The sequence below is a fragment of the Pseudomonas sp. DF5 genome (assembly GCF_058148225.1).
Window position 1 is genome coordinate 44,278 of record NZ_JBYVYM010000026.1, and the last position, 22,817, is coordinate 67,094.

19 protein-coding genes are annotated in these 22,817 nt (G+C 60.7%); 10 read left to right on the forward strand and 9 right to left on the reverse strand.

The window, feature by feature from the left end; genetic code table 11:
* Positions 1 to 19: 19 nt before the first annotated feature.
* Positions 20 to 637 carry a DNA-3-methyladenine glycosylase family protein gene (locus tag AC30D7_RS22060; protein ID WP_490135470.1) on the forward strand — a complete coding sequence of 206 codons (618 nt, stop codon included), beginning with the start codon at positions 20 to 22 and terminating at the stop codon, positions 635 to 637.
* Between the two features lie 42 nt (positions 638 to 679).
* Here the strand turns inward: AC30D7_RS22060 and AC30D7_RS22065 are convergent, their stop codons facing one another.
* Entirely contained in the window at positions 680 to 1,576 is an 897-nt protein-coding gene (locus AC30D7_RS22065; RefSeq protein WP_018929644.1) for a LysR family transcriptional regulator, read from the reverse strand.
* A 128-nt stretch (positions 1,577 to 1,704) separates the two neighbouring features.
* On the opposite strand from AC30D7_RS22065, the gene AC30D7_RS22070 reads away from it, so the two are divergent.
* The 4 genes from AC30D7_RS22070 to AC30D7_RS22085 all read left to right on the forward strand — a co-directional run bounded on the left by AC30D7_RS22070 (position 1,705) and on the right by AC30D7_RS22085 (position 5,588).
* A complete protein-coding gene (locus AC30D7_RS22070; protein WP_018929645.1) occupies positions 1,705 to 2,370 on the forward strand; it encodes an RraA family protein in 666 nt (221 codons plus the stop codon).
* 10 nt (positions 2,371 to 2,380) lie between these two features.
* Positions 2,381 to 3,589: a pyridoxal phosphate-dependent aminotransferase gene (locus AC30D7_RS22075; protein WP_490135471.1), complete on the forward strand. Its 1,209-nt coding sequence runs from the start codon at positions 2,381 to 2,383 to the stop codon at positions 3,587 to 3,589.
* 93 nt (positions 3,590 to 3,682) lie between these two features.
* Entirely contained in the window at positions 3,683 to 4,954 is a 1,272-nt protein-coding gene (locus AC30D7_RS22080) for a cation:dicarboxylate symporter family transporter (RefSeq protein ID WP_019579347.1), read from the forward strand.
* A gap of 145 nt (positions 4,955 to 5,099) precedes the next feature.
* Complete coding sequence (locus AC30D7_RS22085; protein ID WP_111453528.1) at positions 5,100 to 5,588, forward strand: GFA family protein; 489 nt, start codon at positions 5,100 to 5,102, stop codon at positions 5,586 to 5,588.
* Here AC30D7_RS22085 and AC30D7_RS22090 read toward each other — a convergent pair.
* Positions 5,585 to 6,193 carry a MiaE family protein gene (locus AC30D7_RS22090; protein ID WP_008010271.1) on the reverse strand — a complete coding sequence of 203 codons (609 nt, stop codon included), beginning with the start codon at positions 6,191 to 6,193 and terminating at the stop codon, positions 5,585 to 5,587. The genes AC30D7_RS22085 and AC30D7_RS22090 overlap by 4 nt on opposite strands.
* Positions 6,194 to 6,352: 159 nt before the next feature.
* Here AC30D7_RS22090 and AC30D7_RS22095 point away from each other — a divergent pair, with 159 nt between their 5' ends.
* On the forward strand, positions 6,353 to 7,216 hold the full coding sequence (locus AC30D7_RS22095; protein ID WP_490135472.1) for a universal stress protein: 864 nt from the start codon (positions 6,353 to 6,355) through the stop codon (positions 7,214 to 7,216).
* A 104-nt stretch (positions 7,217 to 7,320) separates the two neighbouring features.
* On the opposite strand, the gene AC30D7_RS22100 is transcribed toward AC30D7_RS22095, so the two are convergent.
* Positions 7,321 to 7,791 carry a DUF1289 domain-containing protein gene (locus AC30D7_RS22100; protein WP_007937731.1) on the reverse strand — a complete coding sequence of 157 codons (471 nt, stop codon included), beginning with the start codon at positions 7,789 to 7,791 and terminating at the stop codon, positions 7,321 to 7,323.
* 408 nt (positions 7,792 to 8,199) lie between these two features.
* On the opposite strand from AC30D7_RS22100, the gene acnB reads away from it, so the two are divergent.
* On the forward strand, positions 8,200 to 10,809 hold the full coding sequence (acnB, locus tag AC30D7_RS22105) for a bifunctional aconitate hydratase 2/2-methylisocitrate dehydratase (protein ID WP_490135506.1): 2,610 nt from the start codon (positions 8,200 to 8,202) through the stop codon (positions 10,807 to 10,809).
* Between the two features lie 147 nt (positions 10,810 to 10,956).
* Entirely contained in the window at positions 10,957 to 11,637 is a 681-nt protein-coding gene (locus AC30D7_RS22110; protein WP_490135473.1) for a glycosyltransferase, read from the forward strand.
* A 12-nt stretch (positions 11,638 to 11,649) separates the two neighbouring features.
* On the opposite strand, the gene AC30D7_RS22115 is transcribed toward AC30D7_RS22110, so the two are convergent.
* Positions 11,650 to 12,930, reverse strand: coding sequence for a serine/threonine transporter (locus AC30D7_RS22115; RefSeq protein ID WP_490135474.1), 1,281 nt, complete (start codon positions 12,928 to 12,930; stop codon positions 11,650 to 11,652).
* Positions 12,931 to 13,496: 566 nt separating this feature from the next.
* On the opposite strand from AC30D7_RS22115, the gene AC30D7_RS22120 reads away from it, so the two are divergent.
* Entirely contained in the window at positions 13,497 to 14,468 is a 972-nt protein-coding gene (locus tag AC30D7_RS22120; protein ID WP_490135475.1) for a 2-hydroxyacid dehydrogenase, read from the forward strand.
* Here AC30D7_RS22120 and tssA read toward each other — a convergent pair.
* The 5 genes from tssA to AC30D7_RS22145 all read right to left on the reverse strand — a co-directional run bounded on the left by tssA (position 14,465) and on the right by AC30D7_RS22145 (position 22,023).
* Positions 14,465 to 15,562 (reverse strand): type VI secretion system protein TssA, encoded by a 1,098-nt coding sequence (gene tssA, locus AC30D7_RS22125; RefSeq protein WP_490135476.1) that lies wholly within the window; start codon positions 15,560 to 15,562, stop codon positions 14,465 to 14,467. The two genes, AC30D7_RS22120 and tssA, sit on opposite strands and share 4 nt — an antisense overlap.
* Positions 15,559 to 19,374: a type VI secretion system protein gene (locus tag AC30D7_RS22130; RefSeq protein WP_490135477.1), complete on the reverse strand. Its 3,816-nt coding sequence runs from the start codon at positions 19,372 to 19,374 to the stop codon at positions 15,559 to 15,561. The genes tssA and AC30D7_RS22130 overlap by 4 nt, the downstream gene beginning before the upstream one ends.
* Entirely contained in the window at positions 19,371 to 20,138 is a 768-nt protein-coding gene (locus AC30D7_RS22135; protein ID WP_490135478.1) for a DotU family type IV/VI secretion system protein, read from the reverse strand. Before AC30D7_RS22135 ends, AC30D7_RS22130 begins: the two co-directional genes overlap by 4 nt.
* 18 nt (positions 20,139 to 20,156) lie before the next feature.
* On the reverse strand, positions 20,157 to 21,488 hold the full coding sequence (tssK, locus tag AC30D7_RS22140) for a type VI secretion system baseplate subunit TssK (protein WP_490135479.1): 1,332 nt from the start codon (positions 21,486 to 21,488) through the stop codon (positions 20,157 to 20,159).
* An 85-nt stretch (positions 21,489 to 21,573) separates the two neighbouring features.
* On the reverse strand, positions 21,574 to 22,023 hold the full coding sequence (locus AC30D7_RS22145) for a type VI secretion protein (protein ID WP_490135480.1): 450 nt from the start codon (positions 22,021 to 22,023) through the stop codon (positions 21,574 to 21,576).
* Positions 22,024 to 22,251: 228 nt separating this feature from the next.
* On the opposite strand from AC30D7_RS22145, the gene tssB reads away from it, so the two are divergent.
* Positions 22,252 to 22,800 (forward strand): type VI secretion system contractile sheath small subunit, encoded by a 549-nt coding sequence (gene tssB, locus AC30D7_RS22150; RefSeq protein ID WP_026331704.1) that lies wholly within the window; start codon positions 22,252 to 22,254, stop codon positions 22,798 to 22,800.
* Positions 22,801 to 22,817 lie beyond the last annotated feature (17 nt).

The following is a 22,817-nucleotide window of genomic DNA, read 5'->3' on the forward strand; positions in this document are numbered from 1 at the left end:
CCGCCCCTCAGGATGTTCCATGCCCGACACCTATCAACTGGCCAGCGAATTTCTCTCGGCCCTCGATACCGACTGGCAGCGCCACATCAGCGCCATCGGCCCCTGCCTGCATCAACCCCATGCGGCGCGCGATCCTTATGAGTCGCTGGTGCGGGCGATTGCCTATCAGCAACTGCATACAAAGGCTGGCGATGCGATTGTCGGCCGGCTGCTGGCGTTGTTTCCCGCGAGCCCCTTCCCCAGACCCGAGCAGATCCTGGCGACCGACTTCGAGCAGATGCGCGGTTGCGGCTTTTCCGCCAGCAAGATCGCGACCATCCAGGGCATCGCCCAGGCGGCTCTGAACGGCGTGGTGCCGGACTACGCCACGGCGCTGGCCATGGATGATGAAGCGTTGATCGAGCGCTTGATCACCTTGCGCGGAGTGGGCCGCTGGACCGTGGAAATGCTGCTGATCTACAGCCTGGAGCGGCCAGACGTTTTGCCGGCCGATGACTTCGGGGTGCGTGAGGGTTATCGCCGGTTAAAGGGGCTGGGACAACAGCCGAGTCGCAAGCAGATGATTGATATCGGGTTGGCGTGGAGCCCTTATCGGACGGTGGCGTCGTGGTATTTGTGGCGGGTGCCTAACCGGTAGACCGTGTAATCGTTCATCGCGGGCAAGCCCGACATCTGACGTTCAGAGCAACAACCGCGAAAAGTCGCAACACTGCAGCGCCAACTGCGCGACATCCTGATTCAGACCGAATTGACGATCGGTACGGTGCAGCGCGGCGTAGCGAATCCGCGGCAGGCCCGGCGTCGTCACCAGAGCGCGCAATGCGCCTCGTTCGATCAAGTGCGACAGGCAGGCCTTGGGCAAATAACTCACACCAACCCCGGACAAGGTCAATCCGACCTGCACCAGCAAGTTATGGCTGGTGATGGTTTTAGGCATCTGTACATTGTGGGAAGCCATCCAGCGCTCGTAGATCAAGCCTGTCCCGGACTGCGAACCCTGGGTCAACACCGTGCAACCGGCCAGGCGCTCGATACTCACCGGATCCGGGTCGGTGATCAGACCCGGGGCGCACATCCAGGCGTTTTCGACGGACTTCAGTGGGGTGCTGACGAACCGCGCATCGTTGTAGACATCCGGGACGATGACCAGATCGAGTTGATCGTTTTCCAGTTTGCGAAACAGTTCGCTACTCAGCTCCACCGAAGGCTCGATCTGCACCTTGGGGTAAGCCTGCCGCAGCGACTCGACCAGCGCCGGCAACCAGGTCAACGCCGTCAGTTCGGTGACCCCGAGGCGAAACCTGCGCACCAATACTTCACGGGCGCTGACCCGCTCCAGCAAATAGTCACGGCGTTCCAGCAAATCCTTGGCGTAATCCAGCAGTTCGCCGCCCTTCTCGGTCAGCCGTGCGTTGCGCTTGCTGCGGTCGAAAATCTCCACGTCGAAGGTTTCTTCCAGCTCCTGGATACGTTTGGAAATCGCCGACTGAGACATGTTCAGCTTGTTCGCTGCCGCTTCGAAGCTGCCCAACTCGGCAATCCAGAACAACGCGTCAATCTGCTTAAAGGTGATCATTGCAAACACCACATGAAAAAAAGCGATACTACCGCATAATAAAATATCGCTAAAACTGTTTGTTTATCACTCCTAAGATCGAGCCACAGCCCTGATCGGCTGCTAACTCATTCTTCAGGATATCAGCCATGTCCTTGCCCGGTTCACGCATTCTTCCCAACCCACCGCTGGCCGCTGCCGAAGTGCTCGAAGCGTTCGCCAATGTGGTCACGCCGCACATCAGCGACAACCTCGGCCGGCACATTGGTGCTCGCGGCCTGACCCGCTACAACCGCAGCGGCAAATTGGTCGGCACCGCCCTGACCGTCAAAACCCGTCCAGGCGACAACCTGCTGATCTACAAGGCCATGAGCATGCTGCAACCCGGCCATGTGTTGGTGGTGGACGCCCAGGGCGATACCAACAACGCGGTGATCGGCGAACTGGTCAAGCTCTACGCCCAGCAGCGTGGCTGCGTCGGTTTCGTGATTGACGGCGCGATTCGCGATGTCGCCAGTTTCGACGATACCCCCTGCTACGCCCGCGGCGTCGTGCACTGCGGCCCTTACAAGAGCGGTCCGGGCGAGATCAACGTGCCGGTGTCGATCGGCGGCATGCTGGTTCAACCGGGCGATTTGCTGGTCGGCGACGAAGACGGACTGGTGGCGTTTTCCCAGGCCGATGCCGCCGAAGTGCTGCGTCGCGCCGCACAACATGCGGCCCACGAAGAACAAGTCAAAGCCGAAATCGCCACCGGCGCCCTGCGTCAGAGCTGGATGGACAAGGTCTTGCAGCAGGCCGGCCTGGCCGATTAAGGGGAACACAATGAGCACTGCATTTTTGTCTGATCGGGTGCTGGGCATTCAGCCTTCGCCGAGCATCGCCGCCAACGCACTGGTGACCGAGTTGCGTGCCCAGGGTCGGGACATCGTCAACTTCACCATGGGCGAACCGGATTTCGACACTCCTGCACATATCCTCGACGCCGCCAGCACCGCGATGCACAGCGGTGACACGCACTACACGGCCACCCACGGCACACTCGCCTTGCGCAAAGCGATCTGCCTCAAGCTTGAGCGCGATAACGGTCTGCATTACGGGCTCGACGAAGTGGTTACCGGCTGCGGCGGCAAGCACATCATCTACCACGCCCTGGCCGCAACACTGAACCTGGGCGATGAAGTGATCGTGCACACGCCGTACTGGGTGTCTTACCCGGACATCGCCCGGTTGAACGACGCCACGCCGGTGATCATTCCCGGCGATGAATCCAACGGCTTCAAGCTCTCGCCAGCGGCGCTTGAACAGGCAATCACCCCGCGCAGCAAATGGGTGATCCTCAACACGCCGAACAACCCGAGTGGCGCGGTCTACAGCGAAACCGAGCTGTTGGCACTGGCAGACGTCCTGCGTCGGCATCCTCACGTATTGATCATGGCCGACGAAATCTACGAGCAGTTCGTCTATGGCGATGCCCGGCACGTGCCGCTGACCCGACTCGTCCCAGACCTCAAATCGCGCACGCTGATTGTCAACGGCGCGTCCAAGGGTTACGCCATGACCGGTTGGCGTCTTGGGTTTGGCGCAGGTCCGGCGTGGTTGATCGGTGCCATCGGCAAACTGCTGTCGCAGACCACCACGTGTCCGAGTTCGGTCAGCCAGGCGGCTGCGGTCGCGGCTTTCGCCGGAGATCAGGCACCGATTGCCGGCATGCGCGAGGTTTACCAACAACGCCGTGACCGTATGCTCGAACTGTTGCAACCGATCAACGGCCTGAGCTTCACCCCACCGGACGGGGCGTTCTATGTGTTCGCCAACGTCAGCGGGCTGATGGGCAAAACCACCACCAGCGGCGAGCGCATCGACAGCGATTCGCAACTGGTCGCCTACCTGCTCAAGGAGCACGGCCTAGCCACGGTCAGCGGTGCGGCGTACGGCATGTCGCCATATATCCGTCTGTCGTTTGCCAGTGCGCTGGACGTGATCGAAGAAGGTTGCCGTCGTCTCAAAGAAGCGTGCCAACGCTTGCGCTGACGGCTGATCGCTACACCCGACAGCCATCGGACGGCTGCTCATTGACTGCCTAGAACAACACTCATAATCATGTCATCAAATGAGGCATCCCCCATGCACAAGCCCCGTATCGCGCTGGTCTGGCAAATCATGATCGGCCTGCTCGCCGGCATTGCCATCGGCGCCCTGCTGCACAGCTTTCCCGAATCTCGTCCATGGCTGGTGAACAACCTGCTGCAACCGGCCGGCGACATTTTCATCAAGCTGATGAAAATGATCGTCGTACCCATTGTGTTTTCCTGCATGGTGGTCGGCATTGCCGGTCATGGTGACGGCAAATCCCTGGGCCGCATCGGGGTCAAGTCGCTGACGTATTTCTTCAGCATCACCACCCTGGCAATCATCGTCGGACTGGTAATCGGCAACCTGTTAAAACCCGGTGCCGGCACTGATCTGGCGAGCCTCAAGGCAGCCGCCGTTACCCTGCCGACCAGCGGCGCAACCGGAGGGCACAGCCTGGGGCAGATCATCGTCGGCATTATTCCGGACAACGTCGTCAACGCGATGGCCCAGGGCAGTCTGCTGTCGGTGCTGTTCTTCGCCGTGATGTTCGGCCTCGGTGTTTCGAAGCTTGGCAACGAACGCAAGGAGCCGTTGATCGCGTTGCTGCGCGGGGTCTCGGAAGCGATGTTCAAGGTCACGTCGATGATCATGGCCTACTCGCCGATCGGTGTGTTCGGGATGATTGCCGTGACCGTGGCCAACTTCGGTTTCAGCTCTTTGCTGCCACTGGCCAAGCTGATCATGGTCAGTTACGTGGCGATCGCGTTCTTCGTGCTGGTGGTGCTCAACCTGGTGGCGCGACTGTGCGGGATCAACCTGTTCGCGTTGATGCGCCACATCAAGGATGAACTGGTCCTGGCCTTCTCCAGCGCCAGCTCGGCGGCGGTGATGCCGCAACTGATGAAGAAACTCGAGACCTATGGCGTGCCGCCGTCGCTGGTCAGTTTCGTGGTGCCGGTGGGTTATTCCTTCAACCTTGACGGTGCGTCGCTGTTTCTCGGCATCGGCACCTTGTTCGTCGCCCAGTTGTACGGCATCGACCTGAGCCTGGGTGATCAAGCGTTGCTGGTGGTGACCATGGTCCTGACTTCCAAGGGGGCTGCCGGTGTGCCGGGGTTCATGTTCGTGATTCTCTCGGCCACCCTGGCCAGTGCCGGATTACCGCTGGAAGGCATCGCGTTCATTGCCGGGGTTTATCGGTTGATGGAGATGCCGACCACCGCCCTGAATGTGCTTGGCAATGCACTGGCGCCACTGGTGATCGCCAAGTGGGAGGGTCGCGAGGCTCATTGCCTGAGGGTGCCGCAGGGGCAGTGCTCGTAGCGCAGACCGCGTCATCGTTCTTCGCGAGCAAGCCCGCCTGTGTCTTGCCCGCGAAGACGCCCGAACGGCCAGCATAAATTCAACTGTCCAGAAACGCTTACGGTCTAGTCTGTCTTGAGTCATCCCAACCCCATCGGAGGCTCCCATGCAGCTCGAAGGCTCCTGCCATTGCGGCGCGGTGTCGTTCAGCCTGACCAGCGCCCACCCCTACCCTTATCAGCGTTGCTACTGCTCCATCTGTCGCAAGACCCAGGGCGGTGGCGGTTATGCGATCAACCTGGCGGGCGACGCCCAGAGCCTCAAGGTGCGTGGTCGCAAGCACATCTCGATTTACCATGCGCGGCTCAAGGACGAAGGCGATAAACGCGCCCGGCGCAGCACCGCCGAGCGACATTTCTGTTCCCTGTGCGGTTCGGGGCTATGGCTGTTCAGCCCTGAATGGCCGGAGCTGATTCACCCGTTTGCCTCGGCCATCGACACCCCGTTGCCGGTGCCGCCCGAGCACACGCATCTGATGCTCGGCTCCAAGGCGCCGTGGGTGGAAGTCGAGGTGCATCCGGGGGACCAGCAATTCGAGGTCTACCCCGTAGAGTCCATTGCCCAGTGGCATGAACGCCTGGGTTTGAGCCGTTAGGCCGCGACCGGCACACCACTGTGAAACCTGAACTCCACATCCGGCGACTCGATCAACGCCTGTTCGGCGTCGCGCACCTTGTCGATCACCTGGGCGATGTCCTTGGCGTCACCGTACTGATAGGCCAGTTTCAAGTAACCCTGGAAATGCCGGGCCTCGCTTTTCAGCAGGCCGAAGTAGAACTTGCCCAGTTCCTCATCCAGATGCGGCACCAACGCCTCGAAACGCTCGCAACTGCGAGCTTCAATGAAGGCGCCGACCACCAGCGTATCCACCAGTTTCACCGGCTCGTGGCTGCGCACCACTTTGCGCAGCCCCGAGGCGTAACGCCCGGCAGACAACTGGCGCAGCTCGATCTTGCGTTTCTTCATCAGGCGCATGACCTGCTCGTGGTGCACCAGTTCTTCCCGGGCCAGACGCGACATCAGGTTGATCAGATCGACGTGGGAGTGATACTTGGCAATCAGGCTCAACGCCGTGCTGGCCGCCTTGAATTCGCAGTTTTTGTGGTCGATCAGCAGCGTTTCCTGATCGGCCAGCGCGGCCTGGACCCAACCGTCGGGCGTGCGGCAGCCGAGGAACTCGTGAATTTCGGGAAGGATCATGGGGCTCACGGATAAAAGGTTCAAAACGAAGGGCGCCGATTATACCGGCCTGCCGACAGACCACCAGTCGCCACCGTTGATATGCATCAAGTCGCGAATGCCCGACCAACAACTATAGTTGTCCAACGCAGTGTTTTTACCCTCCTGGAGAACCCGATCATGCAAGCCATTCGCAGCATTCTGGTGGTCATCGAACCCGAACACTCGGAAAGCCTGGCGCTCAAACGGGCCAAATTGATCGCTGGCGTGACCCAGGCTCATCTGCACCTGCTGGTCTGCGATAAAAAGCACGACCACAGCGCGATGCTCAGCGTGCTCAAGGCGGCCCTGCTGGCGGACGGTTACAACGTCACCACCGAGCAAGCCTGGAACGAAAGCCTGCACGAAACCATTATCGACGTGCAGCAGGCTGAAGGTTGCGGGCTGGTGGTCAAGCAGCATTATCCCGACAGCCCACTGAAAAAGGCCCTGCTGACCCCGGCGGACTGGAAACTGCTGCGCTATTGCCCGACTCCGGTGCTGCTGGTGAAAACCGCCAAGCCCTGGGCCGGTGGCGTGATCCTGGCGGCCATCGATGTCGGTAATATGGACGGCGAACACCGCACCTTGCATGCCAGCATCATCGATCATGGCTACGACATTGCCAGCTTGGCCAAGGCCCATCTGCACGTGATCAGCGCCCATCCGTCGCCAATGCTGTCGGCGGCCGACCCGACGTTGCAGCTCAAGGAAACCATCGAGGCCCGTTACCGCGAGCAGTGCAAGGCGTTCCAGGCCGAGTTCGACATCGACGACGACCACCTGCACATCGAGGAAGGCCCGGCGGATGTATTGATTCCGTTCATGGCACATAAGCTGGGGGCCTCCGTGACGGTGATCGGCACGGTGGCGCGGACCGGGTTGTCCGGGGCGTTGATCGGGAATACGGCGGAAGTGGTGCTTGATGCGCTGGAGAGCGATGTGCTGGTGCTCAAGCCGGACGACATCATGGATCACCTGGAAGAGATCGTGACCCGGCATTGAGATTTTCGGCGTCGGGTCGATCGCCTTCGCGGGCAAGCCTCGCTCCTACAGGGTAAGCAACGCAAGACTGTAGGAGCGAGGCTTGCCCGCGAAGCTTTTAAAAATCAGCCGCCGAAGGCGTCTTTTAGGAACCCCGGCGCAATGTAGCGCTGGTAATGCGCTTCCGAGAGCAGGAAAAACTCCCGATCAATGGCATCCCTCAGTTCCGGCAGGTTCCAGTCGCGGAACTCGGGCAGCAGCACCATCCCGTAGGCTTCCAGGTTGTTGATGACCCGCGCGCCCCTGGCGATCAGCTGATAAGCCCAGCAATACTCCGACTGATGCGGCACAAAGCGGATCTTGCGCTGTTCCAGCTGCATTCTCAGCAGCGCGGGATCGAAAATTTCTACCTTGGCGGCCATCACCTGGGACAACAGCTGCTCAAGACGCAACCACACCGCGCGTTTTTCTTCCTCGTTGTAACCGTTCCAGTGGATCACTTCGTGGTGGAAACGCTTGCAGCCACGGCACACCAAATCACCGTAAACAGTGGAGCAGAGGCCGACGCAGGGGGTCTTGATGGTCTGATTGGGCATAGGTAGACAAAACACGGGAAAGCAGAACAGGTCGGCATGTTAGCCCTTTGTCTAACATTCATCACCCCTCAAAGTTTGGAAGCTAACTTACCTTTCAAATTTTTTTGCCGTAGAATCAGCCAGCCTTTTAAGGCGCCAATGTCCGTTAGAAGCTGTTTTCAAAGCGTCACGAGCACAGTCGTTCCTTCAGAGCGGTGTTGGCGAAGGGTTTTTCCAGCGGGGAAAAGCCCAACGCCAACCCTCATCAGCTCCCCGTTCTGCAGGCGTAAAACTTTGAAAGCAGCTTCTGTAAGGAATTGCCGGTAATTCTGGCTAAGCGGCCCACAACGCCACGCAGCGCATGAGTACGGTAATTTCGGGATGAGCGTCCCGGACACCCATTTGGGACCACTGATGAGGGTAATAACTGTGCTTGAAGCCTACCGCAAACATATCGAAGAGCGCGCAGCACTGGGTATCGTTCCCCAGCCGCTTAACGCCGAACAAACTGCAGGCCTGGTCGAGCTGCTGAAGAATCCCCCGGCTGGCGAAGAAGCTTTCCTCGTTGACCTGATCACCAATCGCGTTCCGCCAGGAGTGGACGAAGCCGCCTATGTAAAGGCCGGTTTCCTGTCTGCCCTCGCCAAGGGCGAAGCCAAATCCCCTCTGATCGACAAGAAACGCGCTGTTGAACTGCTCGGCACCATGCAGGGCGGCTACAACATCGTGACCCTGGTAAACCTGCTGGACGACGCCGAACTGGCACCAGTAGCTGCCGAAGAACTCAAGCACACCCTGCTGATGTTCGATGCCTTCCACGACGTGGCTGAAAAAGCCAAGAACGGCAACGTTCACGCCAAAGGCGTCCTGCAATCCTGGGCCGACGGCGAGTGGTTCAAGAAGCGCCCGGTGCTGGCCGACAAGATCAGCCTGCGCGTCTTCAAGGTGACCGGCGAAACCAACACCGACGACCTGTCCCCTGCTCCAGACGCCTGGTCGCGTCCAGACATCCCGCTGCACGCCCTGGCCATGCTGAAAATGGCCCGTGACGGCATCGTTCCGGACGAGCAAGGCAAGACCGGCCCGATGAAGCAGATCGAAGAAATGCGCGGCCAGGGTTTCCCTATCGCCTACGTCGGTGACGTGGTCGGTACCGGTTCCTCGCGTAAATCCGCTACCAACTCGGTACTGTGGTTCTTCGGCGACGACATTCCTTACGTGCCGAACAAGCGCGCTGGCGGTTTCTGCTTCGGCAGCAAAATCGCTCCGATCTTCTACAACACCATGGAAGATGCCGGCGCACTGCCAATCGAGTTCGACGTTTCCAACATGAACATGGGCGACGTGATCGACCTGTACCCGCACGCAGGCAAAGTCTGCAAGCACGGTACCGACGAAGTCATCACCACCTTCGAAATGAAGACCCCGGTTCTGCTTGACGAAGTCCGTGCCGGCGGCCGTATTCCGCTGATCATCGGCCGTGGCCTGACCGAGAAGGCTCGCGCCGAGCTGGGTCTGCCGCCGTTCGACCTGTTCAAGAAGCCTGAAGCACCGGCCGAAAGCACCAAGGGTTTCACCCTGGCGCAGAAAATGGTCGGCAAGGCTTGCGGCCTGGCAGAAGGCAAAGGCGTTCGTCCTGGCACCTACTGCGAACCGAAGATGACCACCGTGGGCTCCCAGGACACCACCGGTCCAATGACCCGTGACGAACTGAAAGACCTGGCGTGCCTGGGCTTCTCCGCTGATCTGGTGATGCAGTCCTTCTGCCACACCGCGGCTTATCCAAAGCCGATCGACGTGACCACCCACCACACCCTGCCTGACTTCATCATGACCCGCGGCGGTGTTTCCCTGCGTCCGGGCGACGGCATCATCCACTCGTGGCTGAACCGCATGCTGCTGCCAGACACCGTGGGTACCGGTGGCGACTCGCACACCCGTTTCCCGATGGGCATCTCGTTCCCGGCCGGTTCCGGTCTGGTCGCGTTCGCCGCAGCCACCGGCGTCATGCCGCTGGACATGCCGGAATCGATCCTGGTGCGCTTCAAAGGCAAAATGAAACCTGGCATCACCCTGCGTGACCTGGTTCATGCCATTCCTTACTTCGCCATCCAGAATGGCCTGCTGACCGTCGAGAAGAAAGGCAAGAAAAACGCCTTCTCCGGCCGCATCCTGGAAATCGAAGGCCTGGAAGGCCTGACGCTGGAACAGGCTTTCGAGCTGTCCGACGCCTCGGCCGAACGTTCGGCTGCCGGTTGCACCATCAAGCTGTCGAAAGAGTCGATCACCGAGTACCTGCAGTCCAACATCACCCTGCTGCGCTGGATGATCGGCGAAGGCTACGGCGATGCACGTACCCTGGAACGTCGCGCTCAAGCGATGGAAGCCTGGATCGCCAACCCGCAACTGATGGAAGCCGATGCTGACGCCGAATACGCCGAAGTCATCGAAATCGATCTGGCGGACATCAATGAGCCTGTGCTCTGCGCACCAAACGATCCGGACGACGCCCGTCTGCTGTCCAGCGTTGCTGGCGAGAAAATCGACGAAGTGTTTATCGGTTCGTGCATGACCAACATCGGTCACTTCCGCGCTGCCGGCAAGTTGCTGGAACAGGTCAAAGGTCAGCTGCCAACCCGTCTGTGGCTGTCGCCGCCGACCAAAATGGACGCTCACCAGCTGACCGAAGAAGGCTACTACGGCATCTACGGCAAGGCCGGCGCACGCATGGAAATGCCAGGCTGCTCGCTGTGCATGGGTAACCAGGCACGTGTAGAGCCGAACTCCACCGTGGTGTCGACGTCGACCCGTAACTTCCCGAACCGTCTGGGTGACGGCGCGAACGTCTACCTGGCTTCGGCCGAGCTGGCGTCCGTTGCGTCCATCCTGGGTCGCCTGCCGACCGTCGAGGAGTACATGGAATACGCTGGCAAGATCGACAGCATGGCGGCCGACGTTTACCGCTACCTGTCCTTCGACCAGATCGCCGAGTTCCGTGAAGCTGCTGCGAACGCCAACATCCCGGTCGTTCAAGCCTAACGCTACAAAGCCATGAAAAACGCCGCCCATCGCGAGATGAGCGGCGTTTTTTTATGCCTGACACCAATTACCCAGCTATCTTTGCCTGATGTCGGCACCAGGACGGCGTGCCACAAGACCTCGCGAGCCTTATCTCAAGGAGGAGTCATGCGGGTCATCCTGATCGCCATCGGTTCGGCCGGTGACGTTTTCCCCTTTATTGGCCTGGCCAATGCGCTGAACCTGCGTGGTCATCGCGCGACCCTGTGCAGCCAGCCGACGTTCAAGGCCACCATCGAACGGTATGGGCTGGAATTCGAACCGTTATGCCAGCAAGCCTGCGACGACACACCCCACCTGCGAGACTCGAAAAGCGCTTTGGCCATGCAGTGGAGCGCCGTCTCACACCTGCTCGAACCGACCTATGACTACATTGCGGCGCGGCGCCATGAGGATATCGTGGTGGTGGGCTCATTCTGGGCGTTGGGCGCACGTGTGGCCCAGGAGAGGTTTGGCATCGCATACCTTTCGGTACAGATTTCACCGTTCTTGCGCGAGACCCACCGGCTGATGCTGGACCAACTCTGTGCGCCACAGCTCAACGCGTTACGAGCCAGAAAGGGACTGGGCGGGACGGTTCAACATGTTGTCAGTCAATGGATGCACTCGCCGGACGGCGTGATCAGCTTCTGCCCCGAATGGTTCGCACCGCAGCAAGCCACTGCGCCGGCCACATTGTGCAAGGCCTGCGAAAAAGCCGTTGCGGCTATCGAGCATTGCCGCCAGCGAACCAAAGGTCGTGTGGCCGGGCATTCGAAGGGGGCGATCAACCGGGGCAGCCCCGATTGATCGCCCGCTGCTTCAGGCGGTGAGCGAGTAGATCAACGCTGTAATCGCCACCAGGCCCACCAGCGTCACGAAGACGTTGGAGGCTTGGCCACGGTAACGCGCCATCGCCGGTACTTTGCGGATCGCGTACATCGGCATCAGGAACAGAATCGCCGCGATGACCGGGCCACCGAGGGTTTCGATCATGCCGAGAATGCTCGGGTTCAGGGTCGCGACGATCCAGCAGACCACCAGCATGAACGCTGCAGTCATGCGGTCCAGGGTCTTCGGCGCCGGGCGTTTGCCGCTCTTGACGATCAAACCCTTCAAGCCTTCGCTGGCGCCGATGTAGTGACCCAGGAATGACTTGGAAATGGCCACGAAGGCAATCAGCGGCGCCGCGAAGGCAATGGTCGGGTTGCTGAAGTGGTTGGCCAGGTACGACAGGATCGACAGGTTCTGCGCCTTGGCTTCCGCCAGTTGCGCCGGCGACAGGGTCAGCACGCAGCTGAAGACGAAGAACAGCACCATCACCACCATCAACAGGTGGGCGCGGGACAGGATCTGCGAGCTGCGCTCTTGGGCATGCGTGCCGTAGCGACGTTTCTGGTCCACCGCGAACGCCGAAATGATCGGCGAATGGTTGAACGAGAACACCATCACCGGAATCGCCAGCCACAGGGTGTGCAGCAGCGCCGACGACTCAGGCAGCGTGGACGCGGTGCTGAGGATGCCGCCATTCCAGTGAGGAATCAGGAACACCGCCAGGAACAGCAGCGCGACGATGAACGGATACACCATCAGGCTCATGGCCTTGACGATCACCTGCTCACCGCAACGCACCACCGCCAGCAGGCCGAGAATCAGCACGAACGACAGCACGGCGCGCGGTGGCGGCATGATGTGCAGCTGATGTTCGAGGAAGCTGCCCACGGTGTTGGTCAGGGCCACGCTGTAGATCAACAGGATCGGGAAGATCGCGAAGAAATACAGCAAGGTGATCAGCGCACCGGCCTTGATGCCGAAATGTTCTTCCACCACTTCGGTGATGTCCGCACCTTCACGACCGGACAGCACAAAGCGGGTCAGGCCACGGTGCGCGTAAAACGTCATGGGGAACGCCAGCAACGCCAGGATCAGCAGCGGCCAGAAGCCGCCCAGCCCTGCGTTGATCGGTAAAAACAGGGTACCAGCCCCGATTGCCGTGCCGAACAGGCCCAGCATCCAGGTGGTGTCATGGCGATTCCAGCTTTCGAGGCTCGCTGGTGTCGCCGCTACATAGCGTTCGTCGACGCTATTGGCCTGATCATTCATCCGGTCGGATCTCCGCTTTCCGGTCACTTGCCACTCGGCCAGGACACGTCGGAAAAAACCGACAGACATGCTCCGGCCGAAACAGGGGCGGGATTCTCCGCGATAAACGAGCAGAAGCAAAGGCTTAGCTGAGCAATGGTTATGCGGAGCAGATCAAAGGCCTGTCGTTTTTAGAAAAATAACTGTCGGCAGTGGGTATGCGATGTGTCGTTTTCTGACACGCTTTAGTAAACCCTGAATGTACGGTGTGCCTGACGGACCGCAGTGCCTGATTTTACGACTGCTGCGCAGCCGAACGCAGCCTCGCAAGCTCGACAGCTGCTACACCCGAACGCAGTCTCGCAGGCTCGACAGCTGCTACGGCAATTTCATCGCGGACAAATCCTCTCCATCTGCCGCGCTCTGATCTAGTGTTGTATCTAAGAAGCTCGCCGGAATCGCCACCCCCTGCACGGGTGCTTGCCAACCAATAGCCTATGACTGCTGACCATTGCCAATCCGCTCTGGAGTCAGCAATCTGACGCGACGTTCGAGCCCCGACACTGCGCTGCCCACAGGAGCCCAGCATGACCGCAACCGTTCTGGTACTGGTTGAAACCATCAATGAATACCTGCCGATTCTCGAACACCAAGGGTTTCATTTGATCCTGGCCCCAACCCCGGCCGAGCGCGCCGCTGCCATTGCCCGACAGGGCAACCAGATCGATGCGGTGCTGACCCGTGGCCCGTTGGGCCTGTACGCCGATGAAATCGCCGCCCTGCCCAACCTCAAGATCATCTGCGTGATCGGCGCCGGTTACGAACACGTCGACCTGCAAGCCGCCGTCAACCGGGGGATCACCGTGACCAACGGCGCTGGCGTCAATGCTTCTTCCGTCGCCGATCACGCCATGGCATTGCTGCTGGCACTGGTCCGTGACATTCCTCGGGCCGATGCTGCCGTCCGTCGGGGCGAATGGCCGAAAATCATGCGCCCTTCCCTGACTGGCAAACACATAGGCATCCTCGGCCTTGGTGCGGTTGGCCTCGCTATCGCCAAACGTGCCGCCAACGGCTTCGATATGAGGGTGAGTTACCATAACCGCCAACATCGCAGCGACGTCCCCTACAGCTATTGCTCGACGCCTACCGAGCTGGCACGTCATTCGGACTTTCTGATAGTCGCCACTCCGGGCGGGATCGGCACCCAACACCTGATCAACCGACAGGTACTGGATGCCTTGGGGCCCAACGGGTTCCTCGTCAACATCGCCCGGGCCAGTGTGGTCGTCACGGCAGACCTGATCAGCGCGCTCGAACAGCGGCGGATCGCCGGCGCCGCGCTGGATGTGTTCGACCACGAACCCCAGGTACCGGACGCCCTCAAGGGGTTGGCCAACGTGATTCTGACCCCGCATGTCGCCGGATTGTCCCCGGAGGCCACCCAGGGCACCGTCGAACTGGCCGGCAAAAATCTGACGGCGTTTTTTTCCGGTCAACCGGTACTGACGCCTATTGCGTTACCGCCGCCGTCGGCAGCCACCCGACTCAACCACTAAAGAACGCCCAACAGTGTCCAGAGTCGTCGGGATTCGGCATCGGCGCTGATCAGTTCGCCCAGCAGCTCGCTCAGGGGCTTGTTGCCCCACTCCACACCCCGCTTGATCAGATAGGGCACCGGACTGTGGGGTTCGGTGCGCGCCAGGTACTCGGCGATCAGCAGCAATTGCCGGTACGCCTCTTCACGATTCGCCGGTTCGCTGAACACCTGGGGCACTGCAAGGACTTCAGGCGCGGCGGTCGAGCTGGGGCTCGATGCAGCCACCACTGGCGTTTCGACCGGAGGCGCCGGGGTCGGTTTTCGTGGATGCATGGCGATAAACTCCTGAACCAGGGTCAACAACGCGTCGATCACGTCCTGCAGCGCCTTGAAGCCTGGGGCCTGATTCCCGAGAAAAGCGTCGCTCCACACCTCCAGGCGCTGCAAGTGCTGCTGACTGAGCAGCAGACTGCCCTGGCTGCGCAACCAGAATGACAACGGTGTGGCACGAATCTGTTCGGTGATTTTTTTCTGTTCGTTGCGCGCGTTCTCGGCCGAGGTCTTGGCCGCTTTACTGTCGCTGCCCTGCACCTGTTGCAACTGCAACCGGCGCCAGGCGTCCAGACAGAAGCCGTCGAATTCGTGGTTGTGCGGTTCGAACAACGGCACTCGGGTCAGCAACACTTCAGCGTAGCGTCGAGCCAACCATTCCAGCGGTATCACTCGCCACGACAGGTCGCCATCCTCAGCCTGTGGGTGCAGGTGTTCGGGATAGCGTTCGCACAACCCAGCCACCAGCGCCAGGCTGCCCGGCAACCCATCGAGCCCGTCCTGATGCAGCCAGGCCTCCCCCAGCCAAGCGCTGAGCATCAAATCCTTGCTGCGCTCGAGCAGCAGGCTCGTGGCCAGTTTTTCCAGCTCCGGCCACTGGGCGCGCTTGATCGACGACTGCCACACCCCCGTCGGCAAACTGGTGTCATCCTCGCGGCGCAGTTCGCGCAACCGGTCGAACTCGGGTTCATAACGCAAATCCTGACCACAAGGCGCCTCCCTGCTGATTGGTTCGAGCAGTTGCGCAATCAGTTCCGGCAACGGTGTTGAAGGTTGATTCACAGGCCCTCCTCATGGGACTCAATGGCCGCGGTCGACCGCGTCACCAGGAACGGTGAACGCGGGGCCCGGGTCGGCAAGGGCTGGATGGACAACGGCAATTTCGAGCCCTGGGTCATCAACGACAGGCGCACAAACATCAGGGTTTGCTCTGCTGCGCTGGCCTGCGTGGTCACCGGCAGGCGCAAGGTCAACGGAAAATCCGTGTAGTCCATGCTGGGTTGACGTTGCACCGACATGTGCGAACGCATCAAGCGCAACAGCGACCACGGACCGCTGTACTCCCAACCCGCTTCCAGATCCCGCACTACCAGGCTCGGCTGCAACGGATCGTTGGCCGGACGTTGATAGCCGTTTCTGGCCCAGCGCAAGGTCAGCCGGACTGGTTGGCCGACCATCCAGCGCAGGTTCTGCTGAGCCTCGCCGGGGTAGCTGATCTGTTGATTGCCAGCGTTCAAGCCCCAGGCAATCACCTGGTCGGCACCGCGCTCTTCCTCCCGATCGGTGCGCCAGCGCACGTCCATCTCCACCCCCAGCACGCCGCTCTTGTCGCGCACGAACATCGGCCCCAGCCAGGTGCTGGCTTGCTTCAGGCGATTGAGAAAGTCCTCGGCGGCCAGGCGTTCCGGGGTCTGGCTCAGAGCCAATCCGGCCTGCGCCACCGGCAAACGCTTGTCGATCAGCTCCAGCAAATGCTGGACCCGGGCCGGATCGGCGTCGCTGGCCTGCAAGCCATTGGCAAACGGAAAGCGCTCTGCCAGGTACTGGTTGAAATAATTGGCCAGTTCATTCCAGGCTGCCGCCGCCTGCTGCTGTTGCAGGAACTGGCAACGTTGCATGGCGGTTTGTTGCAAATCCACCGCCCGCAACGCCAAGGTTCCGCGCCCGCCGGACAGGTTGGCGGTTTGCAGAATCTGCCCGCAGGACGCGACGTCCATTTCGACGAAGTCGCGGCTCACCAACTGCTCGATCTGCGCTGGCGAACTGGCGGGGTTCTGTTCTTTGTATTTGAGCAGTTCATCGTTGAGCGCACTGAACTGCGTCACCCGTTCGTAATCCAGCGCCGAGAGGTTCTGTTGCTGGACTTTCAGCCATTCCAGCGCCGAAGTGCGGCGTTCGGTGATGCCGAGCATGGTGTTGAACTGCTGCTTGAGGCTCAGTTTCAGATCCTGCACGTCATTGGCGCCGTACAGTTGCAGGCCGAAGTTTTTCGAGCCGTCCCACTGGCTGATTTCGGTGCGCCCGCTGAACAGAGGCTGGGCGACGATTTCATCGAGGCCACTGACGATGTCGGCCAGGGCGCGGCGGTTCAAGGCGGTTTGCAAACGCGTGGCCAGATCGCTGCGGCGCACTTCGACAAAGGCCTTTTGCAAGGCAATCGCCTGGGTAGCCTGCACATTGAATACACCACTGTGGACCTGCGCATTGTGCTCGCGCAGGCTCGACAACATGGCCTTGACCACCGCGCCTTCGGCCGCTTGCAGCAACGCGCCACGATACGCCGGGGGGATGCGCGGCAGCTCTTCGGCGGCATAACTCTTGTAACTGGCGAAGTAGTTCAGCGCACTGTCGAGATCGTCGCCATCAACACCGCGCCCCCGCCCGTCCGGGACGTCGGACTGATCCGCCTGTAAGGCGATGGCGACAAAATCGCGCTTGAACAGCGCCTGCACCGCGTTGTTCAACTGCACCACATGCTCTTGCAAGACCAGTTGCCCGCTGCCTTGCTGAATCAGCAAATTGTCCCTGGCCCCGGCCTGGGTGATCCACTGGTCACGAAAGCTCTGTTGCAGCTTCGACGCCTGTTGATCCAGTTGCTGCTCGACCTGCGGGCCAAGCAATGTGCTTTGGCGCACCTTGTCCATCATCGCCCGGTAACCGGGCACCAGATCCTGTCCCTTGCCCCGGCTCCACGCCGAGTTGGTCAAGCTGACCAGCGCTTGCAGGTCGTCGATCAGCGCCCGCAGATCTTCCAGCTCGGTGAGGGAATTGCCGCTGCCAACCTCCAGCCGCTCCAGGTGCAAGCGCAGATAACCGGCCTGGCGGACAAAGTTATCGGCAAGGAAATACTGGTCCAGCCAGCGCTCCATGAGCCCGAGGAAGTTTTCCTCGATCTGTGCGCGCTCGATGGTCAGGTCCAGCGGTTTCAACTCGTTGTTGTCGGCATCCAGCAGCGCCCGGTTGTAAAAACCGGCGCGGTGCAAGGTGCCGGCGTTGAGGTTCAGCGACAGGGCGTTGTTGCTCAGCAACACCAGGTCTTCGAGCGGTGCCTTGGTGTTGTTCAGCGCCTGACTGAACCACTGGTTCTGCTGCTCCAGACTCACCGCACGCTCGACCAGCTCCGTGGCCTTGACGTAGTTTTGCCATTGGGCCGGGTCTTCGCTTTCGACGTTGCCCCGTCGTTCGGTATTGCGAATGGTCTTGAGTTGCGCCAGATCCGCGCTCAACAGATCGCGCAGCGGCAACAACAAGTGACTATGTGCGGTCAGGCGCAATTCGTTCTCCAACTGCGCATCCAGCGAGGAGAACCAGGAGGTCGGAAACACCACCGAGGTGAAGCGCCAGCGCGGCGCCTTTTCCAGCACCCGCCAGAATCCCTGGACGTTGCGTCGGGTTGCCTCCAGCCGATGAGATTCATCCGTGATCGCCACGTAATTTTTCTGCGCCCCTTGCATCAGGCGCGACAACTCATGGGCATCCTTTTCCGAGTCCTGCCAGACCCACAGCATGCCAGCGCCCCAGAGCAGCGCGACCACCAGCGCCACCCCACCCGTCACGCGCTGCCAGCGCTGACGCAGGCGTAACAGACGCGGCACCACCTGAGCCAGACCGCGCTCGGCGACCACCCGCCGCTGCCACAGTTGCCGGGCGAAAGCACTCTGCTGCAAGCCGGTGTCGTAGGCCGAAAACCCGTCAGCGCTGTCGTCCGAGGGCTGGTTGGCGGTGAAATAGACACCGCGAAAACGTGGCGCCTCGCCTTGCGCATTACCCTGAAAAACCGGTTCCAGCAAGGATTGCAGATTGCGCCGCAAGGTTTCGAAGCGTTCCGGCAAGCCATACAGATCGACGCTCAACTGCCCGGACAAGGCGCCGATTTCGATGATCGATTCCGCCAGGGCCCGGTTGACCTGATCCAGCGCCTGATCGCTCCATTGCGCCTGCCACACCGCATCGGGCCCGTGGGGTGAGGACCAGCCGAGCGTACGTTCGCGAGCCTCGACCGGCAGCGCGCTAATCAACTCCTGAAAACCCGGCAACTCTTCCATGCCGGTAACGACCACGTACACCGGCAGGCTCAAACCGAAGCGCTGCAATAGATCGATAAAACGTCGACGCGCCGCCAGGCCGAGGGCCGCCGCCTGCTCGGCATTGCCCAGCCGACTGATCGGCACCGTCCAGATCACGCCGTCCAGCGGACGCTGACTGCGCAAGCGCAGGATCAAACCCAGCAAGCGCCACCAGCCACCCCGTTGCAGGTGCATGCCTTCATCCGGCAAAAACAGCGCCTGGGGCACCACCAGGACCGCCCCTTCGGGGTCCGACCACCAGCGACCGAACCAGCTCGGTTTGTCGGTGGGCTGCAAGCGCCACTGGGTGCACAACTGCGTGCCCTGAGTCTCGTTGCCGAGCATCAGCAGCCAGGGAATCTGGTAACGATCCTGGGTGCCCTGCTCCTGCTCCATCTGCCGCACCGCCAGGTAAAAACTGCGGATCGCCGCCCCGCTTTGCGTGCGCAACCACCAGACCGCCACGGCGACGATCGCCAGCACCAACAGCACGACGATGATCAGGCCGATAATCCCCAGCGTGCTCATGAGTCTTGCTCCGAGGTGGCCACCGAATCGGTCAGTTGCAAGACCGGTTCGAGCTCCTGACGAATGTCACGCCAGAACAACTGCCCCAACCCGGTCAGCAGCAGGACCACGGCAAGAATTCCCAACCCCAGGCGAAAGCCATCGGGCAACGAAAGACGCACCGGCAATTGCAGTGGCGTCACCGCCGAAGGTTGTTCGAGCCGGGCACTGACGTCGGCATAATCCGCCTCGTGCTGCCAGGCAAAGGTGAACAGCGCCAGGCGCCATTTCTCATGCTGGGCCTGATTCTGTTCGCCCCGCAGACGCCCTTGAAAACCCAGCACCAGGCACTGCAAATAGACATTGGCCAGATCGCGCGTGGTGGGAAGCTGCTCATCCAGCAGTTCCTTGATCGCTGACGGTATCCGCTCGCCGGCTTGACGGCTGGCGTACATTCGCGATTCCAGGGGTTTTTCCTGCCAGGCTGACTGGCCCGGCCATGACGTGAACAGCAAGGTTTCATCGACCAGCGCGACAAAGGCATACACCAGTGCTTTGACTTGCTCGGTGGCGGCGTCACCGACTTTGGCAAAAGCCGTTCGCCAGAGTCGTTGGGAGATTTGCGTGGAGAGTTCGACCACCGCTTCCACCAGCGCTTCGTCTTCGCTGTCCTTGGGCAACTGGCTCCAGTCCTGGGACCATTGCTGCCAGGCCTGGCGAAAAGCACTGCTCAGCGGCGCTTCGTTGAGGCCTCGTGTACCTGTCCCGGCATTCCCCTCAGACATATGACGTTCCTTCCTCGATCAAGCACTTTCACTCGCCTGGGCCACAAACAACACCACTTGCCATGGACTGCTGGCCAGCCTGGAAGCCGGTGCGGCAATCAGTAACGGCAACTGCCCGTCGAACCATTGGCCTTCGGCCGTCACCACGAACAACCGCGTATCGTCGCCGACGCCGTAGGCCACTTGCTCATTGCGACTCATGGCCTGATGGGACAAACCGCTCATGCGCTGACGGCTGAGCAACGGGATGTGCGGCTGCGAGGCGATGATCGCTCCGCTCAGCCATTCGCTGGCGGCCTGCTCGCTGGCGCCATTGGGCATGCGCAAACCGATGACCAGCCGTTGGCTCGGTTGGTCGTCGGGCAATTGAATCGAGAAGGATTGTTCGTTGCGCTCGAACGCCAGGCTGCGATAGCCGGCGCGGATCAGTTCGAGGGTCTTTTCCAGCCAGTCGAGCACCGCTTCGTAGCCGCGCTGCAACTCCAGAAAATCCAGCGGGGCGAACGGCGGAACACCCGCCAATGGATCGAGCGCCGACCAGGCTCCGGCCAACCCGAGCAACAAGCCATACAGCGCCTGCGGCGTGGCCACGCGACTGTTCAGCAGACCTTCGACTTCCGGCAGTCGCGCCCACAGCGCCGTCAACTGACGCCGAATTTCCATCGCGTCATCCTGATTACCAGCCTGCTGCGCCTGGCGCAAACGACCGGCGAGGAACATGCATTTCTCCCGCGCCCTGGCACACAGTCCCGCCACGCGCCGGCCCACCACCGACTCGGGCAACAGGCACGGCGTCGGCGGTGTGTAAGGCAACGCAAGAAAGCCGCCGCCCTCCTTGCGAATTCTCAGCAGCGGCAGGCAGACGGAATCGGCCTTGTTCAGCTGCGTGCACAAACGCGGGTTCGGACGCCAGACCGTGATCGATTCGGGGGACTCGCCGCTGGTGAGGTCCGGCAATGCGTCGCCGACGACGGACTGCAATCGCCCCTTGAGCGGCAGCAACTGACCGGCACGCCATAGCGGGCTGACCGCCAGGTAAACGGTGATGGTGGCATTGTCCGTGGCATCGATCGCCTCACTGACGTCGAGCTCCAGCATCGGCCCGACACCAGCCTGCAGATTGACCGGCAAACCGTCCGCCATCGTCGCCTGCAAATTGAGCAGGCGCACCAGCCCGGCACTCAGTGCCGAGGGATCGAATTCAACGCGGGTCACGCCCCAGAACCACGGATTACACGCCTGGGCGAAATGCGCCACCAACGCCTCGGCCCGCAGCCCTTGCAACTGAAAATGCTGGGGCAGCAACTGCATGCCCTCATGCCAGCAAACCGCGTCAGGAAGCAGACTCATACGATTCCTTTCGACCTCTCGTGACGCCGCACCAATGGCGGCCTGGCTCCTACATGTCTGTTTACGCGCCTTAATCCCCCGGTGTTCAGTTCGGGTGGTCGCTGACCAGTGTCATCTCGCGACTGTCGAACTTGAGCCAGGCGTTGCTTTGATCGTCCAGCCGCAACCGGTGTGCTCCGGGTGTGTTATAGCTGGCGAAGACTAAAAGTCCAGCCGCCCGCGTGCCCCCCAGCGGGAAGGGTTGTTTATCGATGAATTGACCCGGCACCAGCTCCAGTCCCCAGACCGCCATCAGCTGTCGGTAGTCGCGCTGATACTGCTCACGTTCGGCGAACCACTGGCGGGCGGTGATGCCCGACAATTGCTTGAGCAGGTCCGCGTCGTTCACCGCAATGAAGTCCACCGCTATCGGCGTGTCGTCGTTGGCGCGGGGCGCGACGTCCAGCGTCAGGCTATCGAGATCGACGCGAGGCCCGAACAACGAACACCCGGCGAACGACAGGAGCACAAGCAAAGAAAAAAGACGTGCGTACAAAATGAATTTTCCTTTTCTCGACACGGTCCAAAAACGTTTTTCGTTTGCTTTTTTATAGACCTGTTCTAGCGTCTTGGGTAGTTCGGTCGGCACGACGAATGTGGAAGGTTCGTCAAAGGAATGACAGGTCCTCTGCCCTCCCTTTCTAACCTACGGTCCAGTAAGGGAATGCGATGAAACGGGCCTCCCGATGCATTGCTCCCGCCTCATGCATCGGAGTCAGCCACCATGGCAGAAAGTACTCAGCACAAGCTAGACAGGGTTCGCCCACCCCGGGTGCAAATCACCTACGACGTCGAAATCGGCAACGCGATCGAGAAGAAAGAATTGCCGTTGGTTGTCGGTATTCTTGCCGACCTCTCCGGCAAGCCTCTCGAACCACTCCCGAAATTGAATGAACGGCGTTTCACCGAAATCGACCGCGATAACTTCAATGAAGTCCTCGCCTCGATCGGCCCGCGCGCCACCTTGCAGGTCAACAACACCCTCAGCGGCGACGACAGCAAGCTCAACATCGAGCTCAACTTCAAACACATCGATGACTTCGATCCGGTCAAAGTGGTCGAGCAAGTCACTCCGCTGCGGCGCCTGTTCGAAGCGCGTCAACGTCTGCGCGACCTGCTGACCAAACTCGATGGCAACGATGATCTGGACAAGCTGCTGCGTGACGTCATTGCCAACACCGAGGGACTGCAAGAGATCAAATCGGCCCGTCCGGACACCGCCGCTCCCGCTCCTGCTGGCGACAGCGAAGCACCGGCTGAACCGCAAGCCTGATCGCTCATCCATCCAGG

Bases quoted from the DNA above. Each gene is read 5' to 3' on its own strand.
- AC30D7_RS22100 (WP_007937731.1), bottom strand. From the start codon at position 7,791: ATGCCCAATCAGACCATCAAGACCCCCTGCGTCGGCCTCTGCTCCACT.
- AC30D7_RS22110 (WP_490135473.1), top strand. From the start codon at position 10,957: ATGCGGGTCATCCTGATCGCCATCGGTTCGGCCGGTGACGTTTTCCCC.
- AC30D7_RS22120 (WP_490135475.1), top strand. From the start codon at position 13,497: ATGACCGCAACCGTTCTGGTACTGGTTGAAACCATCAATGAATACCTG.
- AC30D7_RS22090 (WP_008010271.1), bottom strand. From the start codon at position 6,193: ATGATCCTTCCCGAAATTCACGAGTTCCTCGGCTGCCGCACGCCCGAC.
- AC30D7_RS22080 (WP_019579347.1), top strand. From the start codon at position 3,683: ATGCACAAGCCCCGTATCGCGCTGGTCTGGCAAATCATGATCGGCCTG.
- AC30D7_RS22130 (WP_490135477.1), bottom strand. From the start codon at position 19,374: ATGAGCACGCTGGGGATTATCGGCCTGATCATCGTCGTGCTGTTGGTG.
- AC30D7_RS22070 (WP_018929645.1), top strand. From the start codon at position 1,705: ATGTCCTTGCCCGGTTCACGCATTCTTCCCAACCCACCGCTGGCCGCT.
- AC30D7_RS22115 (WP_490135474.1), bottom strand. From the start codon at position 12,930: ATGAATGATCAGGCCAATAGCGTCGACGAACGCTATGTAGCGGCGACA.
- AC30D7_RS22065 (WP_018929644.1), bottom strand. From the start codon at position 1,576: ATGATCACCTTTAAGCAGATTGACGCGTTGTTCTGGATTGCCGAGTTG.
- AC30D7_RS22135 (WP_490135478.1), bottom strand. From the start codon at position 20,138: ATGTCTGAGGGGAATGCCGGGACAGGTACACGAGGCCTCAACGAAGCG.
- tssK (WP_490135479.1), bottom strand. From the start codon at position 21,488: ATGAGTCTGCTTCCTGACGCGGTTTGCTGGCATGAGGGCATGCAGTTG.
- AC30D7_RS22075 (WP_490135471.1), top strand. From the start codon at position 2,381: ATGAGCACTGCATTTTTGTCTGATCGGGTGCTGGGCATTCAGCCTTCG.
- tssB (WP_026331704.1), top strand. From the start codon at position 22,252: ATGGCAGAAAGTACTCAGCACAAGCTAGACAGGGTTCGCCCACCCCGG.
- AC30D7_RS22085 (WP_111453528.1), top strand. From the start codon at position 5,100: ATGCAGCTCGAAGGCTCCTGCCATTGCGGCGCGGTGTCGTTCAGCCTG.
- AC30D7_RS22095 (WP_490135472.1), top strand. From the start codon at position 6,353: ATGCAAGCCATTCGCAGCATTCTGGTGGTCATCGAACCCGAACACTCG.
- AC30D7_RS22060 (WP_490135470.1), top strand. From the start codon at position 20: ATGCCCGACACCTATCAACTGGCCAGCGAATTTCTCTCGGCCCTCGAT.